Annotated in this window: 15 protein-coding genes; 8 read left to right on the plus strand and 7 right to left on the minus strand. The window is 60.8% G+C overall.

Features of this window, described 5'->3' with window-relative positions; translation table 11 throughout:
* The first annotated feature begins 152 nt into the window (after positions 1-152).
* Entirely contained in the window at positions 153-827 is a 675-nt protein-coding gene (locus tag V7650_RS00915; RefSeq protein ID WP_335654359.1) for an OmpW/AlkL family protein, read from the plus strand.
* A gap of 70 nt (positions 828-897) precedes the next feature.
* On the opposite strand, the gene V7650_RS00920 is transcribed toward V7650_RS00915, so the two are convergent.
* A complete protein-coding gene (locus V7650_RS00920; protein WP_335654360.1) occupies positions 898-1,347 on the minus strand; it encodes a vgr related protein in 450 nt (149 codons plus the stop codon).
* 12 nt (positions 1,348-1,359) lie between these two features.
* The gene (locus V7650_RS00925; RefSeq protein ID WP_335654361.1) at positions 1,360-1,809 is read right to left on the minus strand and encodes a copper chaperone PCu(A)C; all 450 of its coding nucleotides are present in this window, start codon (positions 1,807-1,809) and stop codon (positions 1,360-1,362) included.
* 192 nt (positions 1,810-2,001) lie between these two features.
* Between V7650_RS00925 and dnaK the strand changes: the two genes are divergently transcribed.
* Together dnaK and dnaJ are read left to right on the plus strand one after the other, a co-directional pair.
* Positions 2,002-3,951, plus strand: coding sequence for a molecular chaperone DnaK (gene dnaK, locus V7650_RS00930; protein WP_335654362.1), 1,950 nt, complete (start codon positions 2,002-2,004; stop codon positions 3,949-3,951).
* Positions 3,952-4,061: 110 nt separating this feature from the next.
* Positions 4,062-5,213: a molecular chaperone DnaJ gene (dnaJ, locus tag V7650_RS00935; RefSeq protein ID WP_335654560.1), complete on the plus strand. Its 1,152-nt coding sequence runs from the start codon at positions 4,062-4,064 to the stop codon at positions 5,211-5,213.
* A gap of 75 nt (positions 5,214-5,288) precedes the next feature.
* On the opposite strand, the gene V7650_RS00940 is transcribed toward dnaJ, so the two are convergent.
* Complete coding sequence (locus V7650_RS00940; protein WP_335654363.1) at positions 5,289-5,633, minus strand: hypothetical protein; 345 nt, start codon at positions 5,631-5,633, stop codon at positions 5,289-5,291.
* A gap of 381 nt (positions 5,634-6,014) precedes the next feature.
* On the opposite strand from V7650_RS00940, the gene V7650_RS00945 reads away from it, so the two are divergent.
* Positions 6,015-6,671, plus strand: a complete 657-nt coding sequence (locus tag V7650_RS00945; RefSeq protein WP_335654364.1) for a helix-turn-helix transcriptional regulator — start codon at positions 6,015-6,017, stop codon at positions 6,669-6,671.
* 262 nt (positions 6,672-6,933) lie between these two features.
* On the opposite strand, the gene V7650_RS00950 is transcribed toward V7650_RS00945, so the two are convergent.
* The 3 genes from V7650_RS00950 to V7650_RS00960 are packed head-to-tail and all read right to left on the minus strand — an operon-like array spanning position 6,934 to position 11,086.
* Positions 6,934-7,350 (minus strand): nuclear transport factor 2 family protein, encoded by a 417-nt coding sequence (locus V7650_RS00950; protein WP_335654365.1) that lies wholly within the window; start codon positions 7,348-7,350, stop codon positions 6,934-6,936.
* 37 nt (positions 7,351-7,387) lie between these two features.
* Complete coding sequence (locus V7650_RS00955) at positions 7,388-9,799, minus strand: TonB-dependent receptor (RefSeq protein WP_335654366.1); 2,412 nt, start codon at positions 9,797-9,799, stop codon at positions 7,388-7,390.
* Positions 9,800-9,847: 48 nt separating this feature from the next.
* On the minus strand, positions 9,848-11,086 hold the full coding sequence (locus tag V7650_RS00960) for a cytochrome P450 (protein ID WP_335654367.1): 1,239 nt from the start codon (positions 11,084-11,086) through the stop codon (positions 9,848-9,850).
* Between the two features lie 310 nt (positions 11,087-11,396).
* Between V7650_RS00960 and V7650_RS00965 the strand changes: the two genes are divergently transcribed.
* From V7650_RS00965 to V7650_RS00980, 4 genes are all read left to right on the plus strand, one after another.
* On the plus strand, positions 11,397-11,915 hold the full coding sequence (locus tag V7650_RS00965) for a MarR family winged helix-turn-helix transcriptional regulator (protein ID WP_335654368.1): 519 nt from the start codon (positions 11,397-11,399) through the stop codon (positions 11,913-11,915).
* A gap of 98 nt (positions 11,916-12,013) precedes the next feature.
* On the plus strand, positions 12,014-12,190 hold the full coding sequence (locus V7650_RS00970; protein WP_335654369.1) for a hypothetical protein: 177 nt from the start codon (positions 12,014-12,016) through the stop codon (positions 12,188-12,190).
* Positions 12,190-12,795, plus strand: a complete 606-nt coding sequence (locus V7650_RS00975; RefSeq protein WP_335654370.1) for a DUF6445 family protein — start codon at positions 12,190-12,192, stop codon at positions 12,793-12,795. The genes V7650_RS00970 and V7650_RS00975 overlap by 1 nt, the downstream gene beginning before the upstream one ends.
* Positions 12,796-12,931: 136 nt before the next feature.
* Positions 12,932-13,903, plus strand: a complete 972-nt coding sequence (locus V7650_RS00980; RefSeq protein WP_335654371.1) for an MBL fold metallo-hydrolase — start codon at positions 12,932-12,934, stop codon at positions 13,901-13,903.
* Here the strand turns inward: V7650_RS00980 and V7650_RS00985 are convergent, their stop codons facing one another.
* Complete coding sequence (locus tag V7650_RS00985; protein ID WP_335654372.1) at positions 13,904-16,255, minus strand: patatin-like protein; 2,352 nt, start codon at positions 16,253-16,255, stop codon at positions 13,904-13,906.
* Positions 16,256-16,479 lie beyond the last annotated feature (224 nt).

A 16,479-nucleotide genomic window follows, 5' to 3' on the forward strand; every position in this document is an offset into this window, starting at 1 on the left:
TCCGTTACCCGGCACAAGGGCGGCAACCGGAACCGAAATGTCCGGCTTCGCCATAAGGGACTTTGCGTATGTCGAGGCGGTTGGCGCCCCGCTAATGGCTCGGCTCAGGGCTGGTGACCGACCGGCCCGCAAACACGCAGGGACAAAAGCTTATGAAAAATACCTTGAAATTGGCTGTTGCGGCGGCTGCATTGGCAATGAGCGGGACGGCAGTGGCCGGCTCCAGCGACGGCAAGATACAGATCAAGGCGATGGGCACGCTGGTCGCCCCGAACGGCAAGATCACCTCCGTCGAACTGGACAATATCGGACTGCCCGCCGGCACCCAGACCAAGGCGGACGACAATTTCGTGCCCACCATTGCCGCCGAATATTTCTTCACCCCCAATATCTCGCTGGAGACCATCTGCTGCGTGACCCAGCACGATGTCACCGGTACGGGGCCGCTTGCCGGCGCGGGGCTGGTGTCCAATGCCAATATCATTCCCGCGACCCTGACGGCCAAATATCACCTGGTCACCGGTTCGGGGTTCAAGCCCTATATCGGCGCGGGACCGACCTATTTCATCTTCATCGACGAAAAGGCCGGGGCGACGGCCCAGGCGCTCGGCGCCACGCGGCAGAAGATGAATGACAAGCTCGGCTTTGCCCTGCAGGCCGGATTTGACGTGCCGCTCAACGACAAGGGGCTGGGCCTGAGTGTCGATGCCAAGCGCTATTTCGTCAACACCACCGCCCGCTGGTTTGCCGGTCCGACCGAAGTGCTGCGGACCCGGCACCGGATCGACCCCTGGGTGCTCAGCGCCGGATTTGCCTATCGCTTCTAGGGCCTTTGCTTGGGAGAGAGAATGGCCATCATGCAAGTCATGGTGGCCATTTTCATTGTCACCCCGGGGGTCAAAAGGGCAGCAGCCCCTCGTAGTCCGCGACACCATAGCCGTTTTTCAGCCGGGCCCCGGTGGTCAGCAGGAAATAGTGGCTGACGATTTCAGCCTGCTGTTCGATGCCGTAGCGGGCAAAGCTTTTCCCCGGGCGCAATATATAGTCGTAGCGCGCGAACGGATGGCGCGCGAGCGGCAGGAAAACGCCCTGCTGATGCTGCCAGACATGCACCATCTCGTGGATGAACAGCGCCTGGATATTGCGCGGCGACCCGCAGAAGTCGTCGCAGAACAGCTCGCCTTTGGGATGGAACCAGAGATTGCCGTCCGGCGCCATGGTGACCCGCGGTTTCTGGAACGGCCACCATCGCCGATTGAATATGGTGACGGCGTCATAATCTATCGCCTCGCCGAAAACCGATCGGCAGAGGGAGACTTCAGCAGGGGTCAGCGCGCGGCCGGTCAACGATATGCCCGATCAATCCTTGGCAGGGGCTGCCTCGCCGGGATTTTTGAGCACCGCATCGATCTCGATCCGGTCGTCGTTGGAAAAGATCAGGGTCATTTTCAGCAATCCGCGCTGTTTCGATCCCGCGCCCACGCCCCAGATCATCAGATGCTTGCCGCCGGGTTCCAGCGTCACCGTTTCGCCCGCCGGGACCGGGATGTCCTTGAGCATGTTCATGCTGGCCATGCCGTCCTTTTCCGTCGTTTCGTGCATCTCCATGCGCAGCACGTCGTCGGACGTGACGCCGACCAGCGCGACATCGACCCGGCCTCCGTGCAGCTTCATGTAGCCCGCCGAGGGGTTGCCCTCGACCGGCGATAGATTGACGACAGCCTCGTCGGCATGGAGCACGTCGCCCTGACCGCAGGAAGCGACCAGAAGCGATGCGGAAGCGGCGAGCATGAGGGAGATTCTGTGCATTGTAATACCTCGTTAAACCGTTGCAATATCGCCCTGATATGGGCGTTTTGCGTTGATTTTTCGAATGTAGAGGGTCTCACGTCTTGTGCCAAGAAAAATGCCACCTATATCGCTTGTCGAAGCCGTAACGGTGCCGATTAAACAGGGCCGGTCGGCAATTTTGCTAATGTTAGAAAATTGATTGAGGGATTTATGGGTAAAGTTATTGGAATCGATCTGGGCACCACCAACAGCTGTGTGGCCGTTATGGATGGCGGCAAGCCGAAGGTTATTGAAAATGCGGAAGGCGCACGGACGACACCGTCGGTCGTTGCCTTTACCAAGGATGGCGAACGCCTGATTGGCCAGCCGGCCAAGCGGCAGGCCGTTACCAATCCCGAAAGCACGATCTTTGCCGTGAAGCGCCTGATCGGTCGCCGGTTCGATGATCCGATGACGAAGAAGGACATGGAACTGGTTCCTTATGAAATCGTCAAGGGTTCGAATGGCGATGCATGGGTCAAAGCCGGCGGCGAAGACTACAGCCCGTCGCAGATTTCTGCCTACACCCTGCAGAAGATGAAAGAGACGGCTGAAGCCTATCTTGGCGAAACCGTGACGCAGGCCGTGATCACCACGCCTGCCTATTTCAATGACGCCCAGCGTCAGGCGACCAAGGACGCCGGCAAGATCGCTGGCCTCGAAGTTCTGCGCATCATCAACGAGCCAACCGCCGCGGCGCTGGCATATGGTCTCGACAAGAGCGAAGGCAAGACGATCGCCGTCTATGACCTCGGCGGCGGTACGTTTGACATCTCGATCCTCGAAATCGGCGACGGCGTGTTCGAAGTCAAATCCACCAACGGCGACACGTTCCTTGGCGGCGAAGATTTCGACGCCAAGCTGGTCGAATTTCTGGCGGCGGACTTCAAGAAGGCCGAGAGCATCGACCTGACCAAGGACAAGCTGGCGCTGCAGCGGCTCAAGGAAGCGGCCGAAAAGGCGAAGATCGAGCTGTCCAGCGCGCAGACCACCGAAATCAACCTGCCGTTCATCACCGCGGATCAGAACGGGCCGAAGCATCTGGTCAAGGCGATCAGTCGCTCGGATCTCGAAAAGCTGGTTGGCGATCTCGTCAAGCGTACCCTCGATCCTTGCAAGAAGGCTCTGAAGGACGCCGGCGTCGAAGCCAAGGACATCGACGATGTGGTGATGGTCGGCGGCATGACCCGCATGCCACTGGTCCGCGAAACCGTGCAGAAATTCTTCGGCAAGGAACCGCATGTCGGCGTGAACCCAGATGAAGTCGTTGCCATGGGCGCCGCCATCCAGGCGGGCGTGCTGCAGGGCGACGTCAAGGACGTGCTGCTGCTCGATGTGACGCCATTGTCGCTGGGTATCGAAACCCTCGGCGGCGTGTTCACGCGCATGATCGACCGCAACACCACGATCCCGACGAAAAAGTCGCAGGTCTACTCGACCGCCGATGACAATCAGGGCGCGGTGACCATCCGCGTCTTCCAGGGCGAGCGGGAAATGGCAGCCGACAACAAGATGCTGGGCCAGTTCGACCTGGTCGGTATCCCGCCTGCACCGCGCGGCGTGCCGCAGATCGACGTGACCTTTGACATTGATGCCAACGGCATCGTCAACGTGTCGGCGAAGGACAAGGGCACCGGCAAGGAACAGCAGATCAAGATCCAGGCCTCGGGCGGTCTGAGCGATAGCGATATCGACCAAATGGTTCAGGATGCCGAAAAATTCGCGGAAGAGGACAAGAAGCGGCGCGCCGAGGCGGAAGCCAAGAACAACGCCGAAAGTCTGGTCCACACCACGGAGCGGCAGCTGGAAGAGCATGGCGACAAGATCGACGCCGAACTCAAGGGCCAGATCGAAGCCGCGGTCCAGGAAACCAAGGATGCCGTCGAAAGCGGCGATCCCGAGGCGATGAAGACCAAATCGGAAGCGCTGGCACAGGTTTCCATGCAAATGGGCCAGAAGATCTATGAAGCCGAGCAGGCCGCTGGCGGCGACGCCGGTGACGCGGCAGCAGCAGACGCAGCAGCCAAGGCTGCTGACGATGATGTTGTCGATGCAGAGTTTTCCGAAGTGGACGACTCCGATGACGCAGACAAGAAAGATGACGCCAAGGCGGCTGAGTAAAAATTGGAACGTCGTTCGCGCATGACGACAAATGGAGCCGCTGGATTTGATTCCGGCGGCTCTGATCTGCGCCGGGACGACCAACCTTTCGCTTTGGGGGAAGCATGAGTATGGCATCCGAAATCGATTATTATGAGCAACTGAATGTATCGCGCGATTGTGATGGCGCGACGCTGAAGTCATCCTATCGCAAGCTGGCGATGCAATGGCACCCGGACAAGAATCCGGGCGATGCCGCGGCAGAAGCCAAGTTCAAGACGATCAGCGAAGCCTATGACGTTCTGAAGGACCCGCAAAAGCGCGCGGCCTATGACCGCTACGGCCACGCCGCCTTCACCAACGGCGGCGGCAACAACGCCGGCGGTGGTGGCTTTGGCGGCGCTGCCTTCAACGATATTGGCGATATTTTCGAGACCATTTTCGGCGGCGGGGCTGGCGGCGGCTTTGGCGGCCAGCAGCAGCAACGCGGTCCGGCGCGCGGCGCGGATTTGCGCTACGACATGGAAATCACGCTGGAAGATGCCTATCACGGCAAGCATACCGAGATCGAAATCGACGTGTCGGTCGGCTGTGACGAGTGCGACGGTTCCGGTGCCGAGCCGGGGACCGGCGTGAAGCGGTGCGGCACCTGCCATGGCCATGGCAAGGTGCGGGCGCAGCAGGGCTTTTTCGTGGTCGAGCGCACCTGTGCCAGCTGCCAGGGACGCGGCGAAGTGATCGAGAGCCCGTGCCATGTCTGCTACGGCGAAGGCCGCGTCGACAAGCCGCAGACGCTGGAAGTCGAAATTCCGGCGGGCGTCGATACCGGCACCCGCATCCGCCTGTCCGGCAAGGGCGAAGCCGGCGCGCGCGGTGCCCCGGCGGGGGATCTCTATATTTTCATCCACCTGATCCGGCACCATATTTTCGAACGCGAGGGCACGACCCTGTTCACCCGCGCCCCGATCAGCTTCACGCTGGCGGCGCTCGGCGGAGAGATCACCATTCCCGGGCTCGACGGCGAGAAACATGCGCTGCGCATTCCCGCCGGCATCCAGAGCGGCAAGCAGATCCACCAGCGCGGCGCCGGCATGCCGGTCCTGCGTGGCCGCGGCAATGGCGACATGGTGGTCCAGATCGAGGTTGAGACCCCGACCCGGCTGTCCAAGCAGCAGCGGCAGATTCTGCGCGATTTCCAGGCCACCGAAACTGGCGACGAAACGCCCAATTCGACGGGATTCTTCGGCAAGCTCAAGGACGCCTGGGAAGATCTCACCGAGTAGGACCGGGTTTCCCGCTTCTATGCGGACCTGACCTTGTTCCGCAGGTTATGATATTTGCCGGCCGCGATCGGCGGTTCAGGTAAATACCCGTCGCATCTGCCGGATGACGGTGCCGGCATTTTCAAATCCCTTGCTGGTCAGCGCCAGATTGTCTGTGGCGAGATCCAGATCCGCGTCCGACCCGCCTTCATAGCCGCAGACAAAGCCGTCCGCAGCAAGCACGGTCAGGTGTCGCACGACGGCAGCCTGACTGAGCTTGAGATTCTCCGCAAGGCCGTCGGTATTGATCGGACGCTCATTGATATCGTGGCTGTAGAGCGTCAGGATAACGTCCCAGAACCGGTTCGAGAAATATTCCTCGCGAAACAGCTCGCCGCGGTTTTTCCGCACGGTGATCAAGGCATCGACGTCAATTTTCATTTTGGAGCAAATTGTCGGGAAAATTCGTTCAATTTCAGACAGCATAACACGGTGTGTCCCGATCGTTTCAGGGAAGTATTGGCACTTTTCCTAGCGGAATCAATGTTCGCAGCCACGTCACGCTGCTACGTGGCTTGATCGGGGGGCGGATTCGCCACCGTCCCAACCAGAAAAACGATTTCTCTGGAGGGCGATTTTGTCCTATTTCCTTTCCCGACCGCGGTATAATACCTATAGGTTGATGGCAACTTTGGGTGCATATTGGTGATCAACAGATTGTTCCCGGGTATCGTCTCGGCAATATATATATGTGGAACTAATGTGGTTTTTAGGTGGGATCCTGTCAGGGGCAATGCCTCGGTTTCTTCGCAGCTGATGGAATTGGCTGATCGCTTGATGGAAAATGGCGTAGAGGCCATATCCTACCACAGCACCCCGCCTTTTTATTCGCAGGTTTCGAAACGGTCGTCGGTCTTCCATTTCGGCTATCCGGAGGAGCTGGTTGCGACCTATCTCGATCCGGAGATCATGGAATCCGACCCGGTCCCTGACCATGTCATGTCCGTCGGTCACGTGATGAGCTGGCGCCAGGCCATCGTCGACCAGAAATTGTCTGAAAAACATCGCAACTATGTGAAAATGGTGCGCGGGTTGGGCTTTGTCGATGGCGTCGCCGTGCCCCTGTTCGGACCGAACAGCAGAAACTCCTATTTTTCGATGAATTTCGGCCGGAACATGGCGCTGGACGATGAAGCGATCGTCCGTCCACTGGTCGGTCTGGCGCATTCCTGTCATCGCAGGATCTGCGCCATCATCAGCCGGAGCGGCGAGGATGAGCCGCCGCTGTCCGAGCGGGAAAGCGAGGTCCTCTACTGGATTTCGCGCGGCAAATCGAATTCCGACATGGCGGTGATACTGGATATCTCGAAAGCCACGGTCGACTCCTACATCCGGCGCCTGTTCAAGAAGCTGCAGGTCAATGACCGCATTTCCGCGGTGATTGTCGGGCTGAGCAATTCCCTGATCAAGCTGACCTGACGCCGGCAACGTCCACGGCCCGCGCAGGCGGGCGGGCGGATATTGAGCGGGTCGGGAAGGGACCAACCAACCCGACCCGCTGAATTGACAACCGGCAGACTGGTGCATCCCTGCCTCGGCCCGGACTTGTGTGGGAAAGCACCGGGGCGATGAGAAATATCCTGTCGGTTCATCAACCTGATCTAACAACGGCGAGACCGGTTCGGGTTTAAGAGGTGGCGCGACAAATATTGTCGCGGGCGCCGTCCGGCGGCCTGCGAGGTCAGGTGATCGGTCGCTGCGACAACAGGGAAAAGGCCCTTTCCGCTTCTACCGTGTTCATGAAATCCCGAAACAGCAGCCATTTTCCATCCGCCACGGTGATGACATGGACAAAGTCGGATTCGATCGGCCTGCCGGTTGACCGGGCGGTCAGCCGCAAATGGCCGGTCACCACCACCTTGTCGCCCTCGCAGATAAATTCCTCCGGATCAAACTGGTGGATGTCGACCGAGGACAGCACCGTCTCGAAAAAGCCGCGCGCCTGCTCCAAACCGTCGTACATGCCGGCATAGGGAATGACCACCGGACCATAAAATTCGATCCGCACACCGGGATGCAGCCAGCGGACAATGGTATCGACATCATGTGCGCCAAAGGCGGCAAAGACATTCCTGGTCACATCGATTGGCGTGATCATCAGCATTCTCCCCTTCCGGCAGTTTCCACGCCGAGCATCAGAAATTGAACCGCAAGTCGACACCATAGGTGCGCGGCGCACCCAGCGGCCCGACAAATTCCGCGCCATAGACGGTGCCGGTCAGGATCTGGTTGGTGAAATAGGTCTCGCCGGTCAGATTGTCGCCGAACAGCCGGACGCTCCACCGGTCGTCGGCGCTGGTGAAGCTGAGGCTGGCGCGCAGCAAGCCGTAGCTGTCCTGCGAGGCCGCATCGATATTGAACACGGTGAAATAGATCTTGCTCTGCCAGTGATATTCGGCGCGCGCCGTGACCCGGCCCGCGTCGCCCACCGGCTGCTCGACCTGACCGGCGAGGCTGAACTTCCAGCTTGGCGCCCGCGGCAGCCGCAATCCGTCGAGATCGCGCAGCAGCGATCCCGGTGGCTGGGTCAGCGGGGCAGGGCGCAGCGGCTCGGTCAGCTGACCCTCGGTAAATTGTGCATCGACATAGGTGAGCGCTCCTTCCAGCCGGACAAAATCCGTGGGCCGCGCCACCGTTTCCACTTCGAAGCCGCGCGCCCGCGCCTTGCCGACATTGCGGATGATCGGCTGATTGCCGACGCTGTCCTGCGCCTGCAGGTTGGTATAATCATACCAGAAGGCCGACGCGTTGAGCAGCAGCGCCCGGTCGAGCAGTTCGCTTCTCAACCCGATTTCATAGGACCAGATTTTCTCCGGCTCGAATGGGTCGCGCTGGCTGCTACCGATATTATAGCCGCCGCTCTTGAAGCCGCGCTGCACCGAGGCATAGAGTAGCACATCGTCGCTCGGCTTGAAATCAATCCCCAGCTTGGGCGTGAAGGCGCGGAATGTGGTCGGTCCGTTGACCGGCGCGATGATGAAGCCGAAGGGATCCGGCTGGGCCGCATCCCGGTCGTCGCTGATCGCATTGGGAAAGAAGATGGTGTTGGGCGCAATCCGGATGTTGGGCAGCATCACCAGATCAAAATTCTGCCGTCCGTCGCGTCGCTCCTCGCTATAGCGCCCGCCCAGCCGCACCGTGATCTGGTCCGACATATCCCACTGGGTATCGAGATAGGCCGCCCAGGCCTTGGTTTCCTGTTCGCCGCTCAGATGCAGTTCGCAGCATTGATCGCTATCGGGAAACATCACCGGAAAGGGCGGCAACACGCCCGTCGCCTGCAGGTCCATGAAGCCCTGAATCAGGATCGGCTCCCAGAAATTGCCGAAAATATCATTGTCGATGATATTGCGCTCTTCGAAATAATAAGCGCCCGCGATCCACGAGAAGGCCTTGTCGGTAGGCGAACTCAGCTGCACTTCGCCGCTCCATTGCCAATGATCCTCCTCCCGCCCGACATAATTGACATAGGCGTCCGACAGGTCGAATTCATTCTGCGAGGCCGGGTTGGTGTCGCGGTAGCTGCCGATGATTTTGAGAACATGGTCGGCAACGTCCCAGTCGAGCGTGGCGCCCAGCCCCCAGTTCTCGACCTTGTTGAAATAGGGCACATCGGCAAAAATATCGCGGGAAGCGGGGGCGGAAACGCGGCCGCTGTTTTTCATCGCGAAATAGGGGAAGGTCTGCGACCCTTCCCGCGTGCCGTACCAGCCAGGAATTTCGTCGGCATAGCCGGCGCTGGCATAGAAATAGGCATTGGCCTTGTCGTCGGCGCGATAATAGTCACCGGTCAAGGTGATCATCGCATCGGGCGACAGGTCGGCCTCCACCGTCAGCCGGATAGAGACATCCTCCTTGTCCTCCACCTTGTCGGTGCTGTTGTCGGGCCGGGTGACCGTCGCATAGCCGTCGCGGTCCTCCCATTGGAACGCCAGCCGCGCCCGAACCGACTCGCCGAGCGGGCCGCTCAGCGCCCCCGCGACCCGGTAGCGGTCATAATTGCCGGCCGTCAGTTGCAGATTCCCCGAAAGGCTGTCGGTCGGGCGACTGGCGACGATATTGACCGCGCCGCCGGTGGCATTGCGGCCGTAGAGCGTGCCCTGCGGTCCGCGCAGCACTTCAATGCGGTCGATGTCGAAGAACAAGGGGCCGATCGCTGCCGGGCGGCTGATATAGACGCCATCGACATAGGTGGCGGTCGAACTGTCGCTGCCGGCGATGATCGTCGGCGTGCCGATGCCGCGGATGAAAATCGATGTGTCGCCCTGATAGGTCGCAATCTGGACCCCGGGAGCAATCGCGCCGACCTGTTCGATCGAACTGATCGACCGGCTGGCCAGTTCGTCCCCGCCAAAAGCGGTGATCGACAGCGGTGCATCCTGAATCGACTGCTCGCGGCGGTTGGCGGTAACAATGATAACATCACCGGTATTGTCCTGTGCCTGACCGGCCGCGTCCTGCTGCGCATGTGCCGGCGTCGGTATCGCCATGATCGCGGCCAGGCTTGCCGCTCCGAGCACCGCCCGCCTGTTGTTCCTGATGGTCATATTATCCTCCCTCGTTCGGTGATTTCATTCACCGTTTTTCTTGAAAATTCAGGTTCCCTGGCCCCGCCCGCGAAACGTCACCGGGTTGCTGGCCAGGCCGTGGTTGAGCAGGCTGACATCCTGCCAGACCGCGTCGCCGGTCCGTTCAATCGCGCCGTACCGCTCGCGGAGCATCCGCGCCGTGGATTCCGCTTCCAGTTGCGCCAGCGGCGCCCCGAGACAGCGATGGATGCCATAGCCAAAGCTCATGTGCCGGCTGGCATTCGGGCGATGCAGCCGGAATGCATAAGGATCGGGAAAGGCGTTCGGATCATAATTGGCTGCCCCGAAGAAGCAGGCTACCCAGTCACCGCGCCTGATATCGGCGGTGCCGATGCTGATGTCCCGCGTCGCCACCCGGAACAGCCGCTGCGGCGGGCCGTGAAAGCGCAGGGTTTCCTTGTAGATCGCATCGAACAGGTCCGGGTCTGCGACAAACTGCCGCCAGATATCGGGAAAGTCGGCGAACACAGCGATCAGGTTGCCGAGATAGAAGGACGTCGTTTCCGCTCCGGCTACCGTGGCGGTCATGCAGAAGCGGACGATTTCCTCGAACGAAAGCCTGTCGCCGTCGACCTCGGTGCGGATGAAGGCATTGAGCAGCGGCCCCGGCCTGTCCTCGCCTTGAGCGATGCGTTCCATCTGGTCCCGCACATGGCGGTGGAAATAGGCCATGGCCGCCTCGTTGTGGGCCTGCCGCTGTTCCGGCGTGATATCGGCGGACAGCATGAAGGCCGTCGCCCAGTTGCGGACGTCGCGATCCATCTCCGGCGGCATGCCGAACAGAAAGGCCATCACCCGGCTCGGCAGCATCGCGCAATAGTCGGCCGTGACATCGACCGGCCGGTCGGGCACGAAAAAATCGTCCATGCAGGCGGCGACCAAGGCGTCCACGGCGGGTGTCAGCACCTTGATCGAGGAGGGCTGGAACACCTTGGCGGCAATCTTGCGCAGCCGCGTATGGTCCGGCCGATCGTGATTGACCAACATCAGCGTGGGCGCCGACGATTCCTCCTGCAGGCTGTCGCGCGACGAGAAGCTTTCGTGATCCCACGCGACCGCTGCTACCTCATCGAAATTGAGCACCACCCAGGACGGCTTTGGCTCATCGACACCCGGCATCGTACCGGGAGGATAGTCGCGATAGCCGAACAGCGGCGACTGGTCGCGCAGCAGGTCATAATAGGGATAGGGGTTCCGGATCACTTCCGGACGATTCAACTGGTCAACACTGAACGTGGGTTTCATTTATCCTCAATCCCTGTTTTATTATGTCCTATAGACATTATGTCCGTACGACATAATAAGGATTGGAAAATGAAAATGTCAACCGATCTGCATTTCTGACCAACGAACGTTGATCAAGTTATTGATTAAAATATATTTAATTGCTTTTATGGAGGGCGCGTATGGACATAGTGCCGTGCGGCAGATGGACATATTCTGGTGGCAGGATCGAAAAATTACAGAGCGCAGGAATAGACTTTCGTCGGATATTCGTCCATCCACCTTGTTGAGTCGGGAGTCAGTGACACCGGGTCTGGTGAGGGAGCATGGCGTGAAGCAGCAGTCTGATTTCGGTATCGATTATCCCATAAAAAGGGAAACAGCTCCGCAGAATTTTCTCAAGCTGTTCTACCCCTTTCATTATTCGGTCGGCATGGCTGTCGAAAAGCAGCTCAGCGGATCCGATCTGACCCGGCATCAGACGGTGATCCTGTGGATCATCCACTCCAAGGGCGAGGGCGGGCACACCATCCACCGCAAGACCATCGAGAGGCTGATCGGCGAATGGTACGAACTCGGCAGCCCCGCCATCTCCAAGGTGCTGCGCGCGATGGCCGACAAGGATCTCAATCTCATCTCGATCCGGGAAAGCAAGGCTTCCGCTCGCGAAAAAATCATCCGGCTGACCAAAAAGGGCCAGTCCACCGTGAACGAGATGATGAAACGGACCGAGGCCTTCATCAAGCTGATCTCCGACGAGCTGACCGACGAAGAGATTGCCAACGGCATGGAATTCATGAGCCGGGTTGGCGCGATTGTCGAAGGCGGCTTTGCCGGGCAAAAGGAATAGACCAGCCCCCGGCGCCAGCGCCAGATCCCTTCCGGGCGAGAAGGTGAGGGGCGAGAAAAACATGTCCTACAGGCCGCCAATCATGATAGGGATGTCCCATGCCCGATCTCTACGCCAGCATCAATTCTGCCTGCCTTGCCAGTCGCTTGAGTCCGTTTTTGCCGATTGAGGGGCAAGTGCGGGATTTTTTTCTTAACCTTGTAAAGATTGTAAAGTTCATCAGCAAACGGACGCCCGACATCAACAGGGTTGCACCGGATCGGGCGGTTTCCTGATGCTGCCGTCGCTGCTCGTTATCGATGATTTTATCGCCGACCCGCTCGCCGCGCGCAACGCGGCGCTCGCGCTCGACTATGATCCCGGCAACAAGCACGGCAATTACCCCGGCCATATCTCGACGAAGCCGCTGGAGATCCAGGGCCTCGACGAGCGCATTGGCGGAATCATCAATATGCCGGTCAAGGCAGCCCCCGATACCAGTCACTTGCATTGCCGGATCACGCTGAAGGGCGACAAGGGCCGCAGCGGCGTTCATATCGATCCCGCCTTCTACTCCGGCATTCTCTATCTCTCGCTGCCCGAACATTGCAGGGGCGGGACCGACTTTTTCCGCCACAAGCGCACGGGTCTGGAGCGCGTGCCGACCGATCTTCTGCCGATCCAGCAGGCCGGCTATAATGATATCAACGCCCTGATCGAGGATGTGGTCAACAAGGACACCAATCATCCGGCGAAGTGGACGAAGGTGATGACCGTGCCGATGCGCTTCAACCGCCTGATCCTGTTCAGCCCCTGGATGTTTCACAACAGCGGCGAGGCCTTTGGCCGGACCGCGCAGGATGGCCGGCTGGTCAACCTGATGTTTTTCGCGAAGGGATAGCGGCAGCCCTGTGGCGATGCTATGCAGGGGAAAATCTTGTCGCCCCGGCGAAGGCCGGGGACCAGGCACATACGGCGGGCAGGCCCAATCTTGGGTTCCAGGCACCGACCGGAAGAGCAACAACAGGAGAAGACCGATGCCCAAGCCGATTTCCAGAACCTTCGCAGCCCTGCTGTTCACCGCCGCGCCGCTTGCCCTGATCGCAGCCAGCCCGGGCCACGCCCAGGAAGCGGACCGGTTCGCCTCTGTCGAGATCAAGGCGGAGCGGCTGGCCGACGGGGTCGCCGTCCTGTTCGGCGCCGGCGGCAATATCGGCGTCTCCTTCGGTCCCGACGGCACCGTCCTGATCGACGATCAATATGCCCCGCTCACCGGCAAGATCCAGGCCGCGGTCAAGGATCTTGGCGCCGATCCGGTCAAATATCTGATCAACACCCACTGGCATGGCGACCACAGCGGCGGCAACGAGAATCTGGGCGCCGCCGGCGCGCTGATCATGGCCCATGACCATGTCCGCGAACGGCTGGTCAAGGGCACGGACAAGGTCCCGCCCGCCGCGCCCGCAGCGCTGCCGGTGATCACCTATCATGACGGTATCAAGCTGCATCTCAACGGCGACGAGGTGCGGGTCCGGCACATGAAGCACGCCCATACTGATGGCGACAGCATCGTCTTCTGGACGAAAGCCAACGTTCTCCACATGGGCGACCTGTTCTTCCACAAGGTCACCTTGCCGTTCATCGACCTCAGCAGCGGCGGCAACGCGCGCGGCATTTTGGCGGCGGCGGACAAAGTGCTGGCGATGGTCGACGAGGACACGAAGATCATCCCCGGCCACGGTCCGGTGGCGACCAAGGCGGACCTGGCCGCCTATCGCGACATGATGAAGAGCGTCATTGCGGCGGTCGAAACGGCGCAGGGCGAAGGCAAGTCGCTGGCGCAGGTGCAGGCGATGAAGCCGGCGGCGCAATGGGACATCAATCCCGATGCCTTCATCAAGGGCGATGCCTTTGTCGAGGCGGTCTACAAGAGCCTGCAGCAGCCGGCCCACGCCGAGGAACACGCGGATGGGCACTCCGACCAACAGGCAGAGGGTCATGCTCACTAGCTAGAGCGTGGCCGCCTCGATTTCCTCGCGCAGCGAGGCGACCAGGGGCGCGATCCGGGTCAGCCGCGGCGCTTCCTCGTCGATGATCTTGGCAAAGATGGTTTTCTTGAAGCCGAGCACGGTCGCGCCGGGCGGGCGCTTGGACGGCGGCAGGGTCGACAGGACGATGTCGATCATCCGCTCGGCGCCGTGCAGCCGGCCCCACAGATAGTCGTTCTCGCGGTAGCTGCGGCTGAAAAAGGCACCGAAATTGTTAAACTCGATGCCCTTCAGCGTCGCCGCGACGCCGCCCTTGCGGATCGTCTTGGCATCTTCCGGCGAGATCCGGTCGACCTTGATCGGGTCAAACTCGTCGAGGCCCTCGCCCTGCAGCAGCGGCAAGGTGGCGATGTCGTAAAAGGGGAAGCCGAGAAAGGCGAGCAGCATCGACCGCTTCTCCGTCTTCGGGGTCGCCGCCAGCGCCGTTGCCAGTCTGGCATCGACAATCGCATCGGCGGTGGTCAGGTCCCGCGCCCGCGCCAGCGCGTCCAGGACCGCGCCCGGCCGATCCTCGGCATGCTCGGCCAGCGCCACGAAATCATCGCCGAGATAATCGATCGTCTCGCGCTCGATATAGAGCGACAGGCAGTCGTAGATCACGTCGTGCATCGATTCCATCGCTGCCTGATCGCCGGGGGCGGCGCGATCGAGATCCTCGGCTAGCTGCCGCGCAAGGAACCGCAGGCGCCGCACCCGCAAGCCCAGATCATGCTGGCGGAAGAATTCCGCTGCCTGCGGCGTCGGTCCGCCGCTCCTATGCCCGATATTGTCGAGGCCGAGCCGCCGTATCTCTCGCCACAACGAGTCACGCAACCCGGGATGATTGTGCGCATTGGGGTCGGCCTTGGCCCGGCGGATGGTATTGGCAATATCCTCGATCACCGTCGCCAGCCTGAGATGCCCGTAGGCGCTATAGGAAAAGCCGGCGAGCTTGGCCGCCTTGTCCCGCGCCTTGCGCCGCCAGGCGGCAACCCGCGCGGCCGTCGGCCGGTCGAGGAAAAAGGTTCGCCCGAACAGGCTTTCGACATGCTGCTCGACCTCGCCGCGCAAATTCTCGGTGATCAGCCGCATCTGGGTGATGCGGTTCGACCGTCCGGCGATCGCGTTCAGGCTGTCGCGGATCGGCTGCTCCCGCGGTATGTTCGAAATCGCTCCGAAAATCGTCGAGAAAAATCCCGGCAGCGCCTCGTCCTCCGCTTCCTGGGCGGCCTGCAGCCGCTGCATCGCCCGGTCGCTCTTCGCCACGTCGAGATCGGGGCGGGGATCGATATAGACGAAGCGTCGGTCGACCTGTCGCTTCGCAGGCCGGTTCTTCAGCGCCTCGATGGCTTGCGCGAACGGCGCGTTGGCAAGCACCGAACCGTCGATCAGCACCGTATCCTCCGCGGTGCCCGCGCGATACTGGCTGGGCAGCACGCGTTTCAGAAATGCCGACCGGCCCTCCCAGACATAGTCCCGGTCTGCGAGCAGCGCGTCGAGCTCGCGCACCGTAAACGGGGGAAAGGCCCCCGGAAAGCTGGCGGTGGCGCGACCGGCGAAGGTCAGCGCTGCCGGATCGGCGATCGCGTCGTCGCGTTTGCCGCGAGTCGAGAAGCCGATGGTGATCCGGTGCTCCATTTCCAGCGCTTCCGGCGGGCTGTGCAGCTGCAGCTTTTCCGGATGGCCGACGAAATCGGTCACGGTCACGAACAGGTCGAGCGGCTGGCCCGGCGGCAGCAGGCGCGGTCCCCGCTCGGTCGCCCGGACCGCGGCCAGCGCATCCCAGATCAGTCCGCTGAACACCTTGCCGCCGAAGGGCGGCGCGAACCAGCGCGCGCGGACAAAGCGCGACAGCTTCATTTTGACCTCTTCCCGGGCTTCCTTGGACACGGTCTGCTCGACCGCGCCGCCCTTGCGGCCCAGCGCCATCCAGGCAATCGGTTCGGCCCAGAATTTCGAAAAGCGCGACAGCGGCCGCGCGTCGGGGTCGAGCAGCTTGTCGACATCTGCCGTCTCGAGCCACAGATCGGTCAGCGGATCGAGCGACTGTCCCGACAGGATCGCCTGCGCCAGGAATATCCCGTTGATTCCGCCGGCGCTGGCCCCGGCAATGATGTCGGGCAGCACCCGCAACCTGGTGCCGGTTTCCCGCTCGAGCCATTCCAATATGTCATAATAGGTCCCGCGGCTGCACTGGTCGACCCGCGCGCCGTCATGAAAATCCCGGCTCGCCTGGGCCAGTTTCCAGATTTCCTTGGTGATGCCGTGCATGTAGATCGCCAGGCTAACCCCGCCATAGCAGATCAAGGCCAGTCTGAGTTCTTTCTGCCGCATGGGGATTTAACTACAGGATGGCCGACACGGTGCAAGCGGGAATACCGTTCAATCTCTCCCAGCCGCGACCCGCCGTCCGATGAAATCTGCTTGCCCTCGATGAACATGCTTTCCTACATGCCTTCACTTCTGTTACATTCGCGGCATGTCCGGAACGCTCAGCATCTCAGACCCATCGATATCGCTTGTCAAAGGACCAGCTTAGCCAAAAATCGAACCGGACA

Source organism: Parasphingorhabdus sp., assembly GCF_036964565.1.
In the GTDB taxonomy this organism is placed as follows: Bacteria; Pseudomonadota; Alphaproteobacteria; order Sphingomonadales; family Sphingomonadaceae; genus Parasphingorhabdus.

What these genes read in the sequence shown, in the direction of transcription:
- V7650_RS00985 (WP_335654372.1), bottom strand. Translation starts at nt 16,255, where the DNA reads ATGCGGCAGAAAGAACTCAGACTGGCCTTGATCTGCTATGGCGGGGTT.
- dnaJ (WP_335654560.1), top strand. Translation starts at nt 4,062, where the DNA reads ATGGCATCCGAAATCGATTATTATGAGCAACTGAATGTATCGCGCGAT.
- V7650_RS00975 (WP_335654370.1), top strand. Translation starts at nt 12,190, where the DNA reads ATGCTGCCGTCGCTGCTCGTTATCGATGATTTTATCGCCGACCCGCTC.
- V7650_RS00940 (WP_335654363.1), bottom strand. Translation starts at nt 5,633, where the DNA reads ATGAAAATTGACGTCGATGCCTTGATCACCGTGCGGAAAAACCGCGGC.
- V7650_RS00960 (WP_335654367.1), bottom strand. Translation starts at nt 11,086, where the DNA reads ATGAAACCCACGTTCAGTGTTGACCAGTTGAATCGTCCGGAAGTGATC.
- V7650_RS00925 (WP_335654361.1), bottom strand. Translation starts at nt 1,809, where the DNA reads ATGCACAGAATCTCCCTCATGCTCGCCGCTTCCGCATCGCTTCTGGTC.
- dnaK (WP_335654362.1), top strand. Translation starts at nt 2,002, where the DNA reads ATGGGTAAAGTTATTGGAATCGATCTGGGCACCACCAACAGCTGTGTG.
- V7650_RS00955 (WP_335654366.1), bottom strand. Translation starts at nt 9,799, where the DNA reads ATGACCATCAGGAACAACAGGCGGGCGGTGCTCGGAGCGGCAAGCCTG.
- V7650_RS00980 (WP_335654371.1), top strand. Translation starts at nt 12,932, where the DNA reads ATGCCCAAGCCGATTTCCAGAACCTTCGCAGCCCTGCTGTTCACCGCC.
- V7650_RS00950 (WP_335654365.1), bottom strand. Translation starts at nt 7,350, where the DNA reads ATGATCACGCCAATCGATGTGACCAGGAATGTCTTTGCCGCCTTTGGC.
- V7650_RS00970 (WP_335654369.1), top strand. Translation starts at nt 12,014, where the DNA reads ATGCCCGATCTCTACGCCAGCATCAATTCTGCCTGCCTTGCCAGTCGC.
- V7650_RS00915 (WP_335654359.1), top strand. Translation starts at nt 153, where the DNA reads ATGAAAAATACCTTGAAATTGGCTGTTGCGGCGGCTGCATTGGCAATG.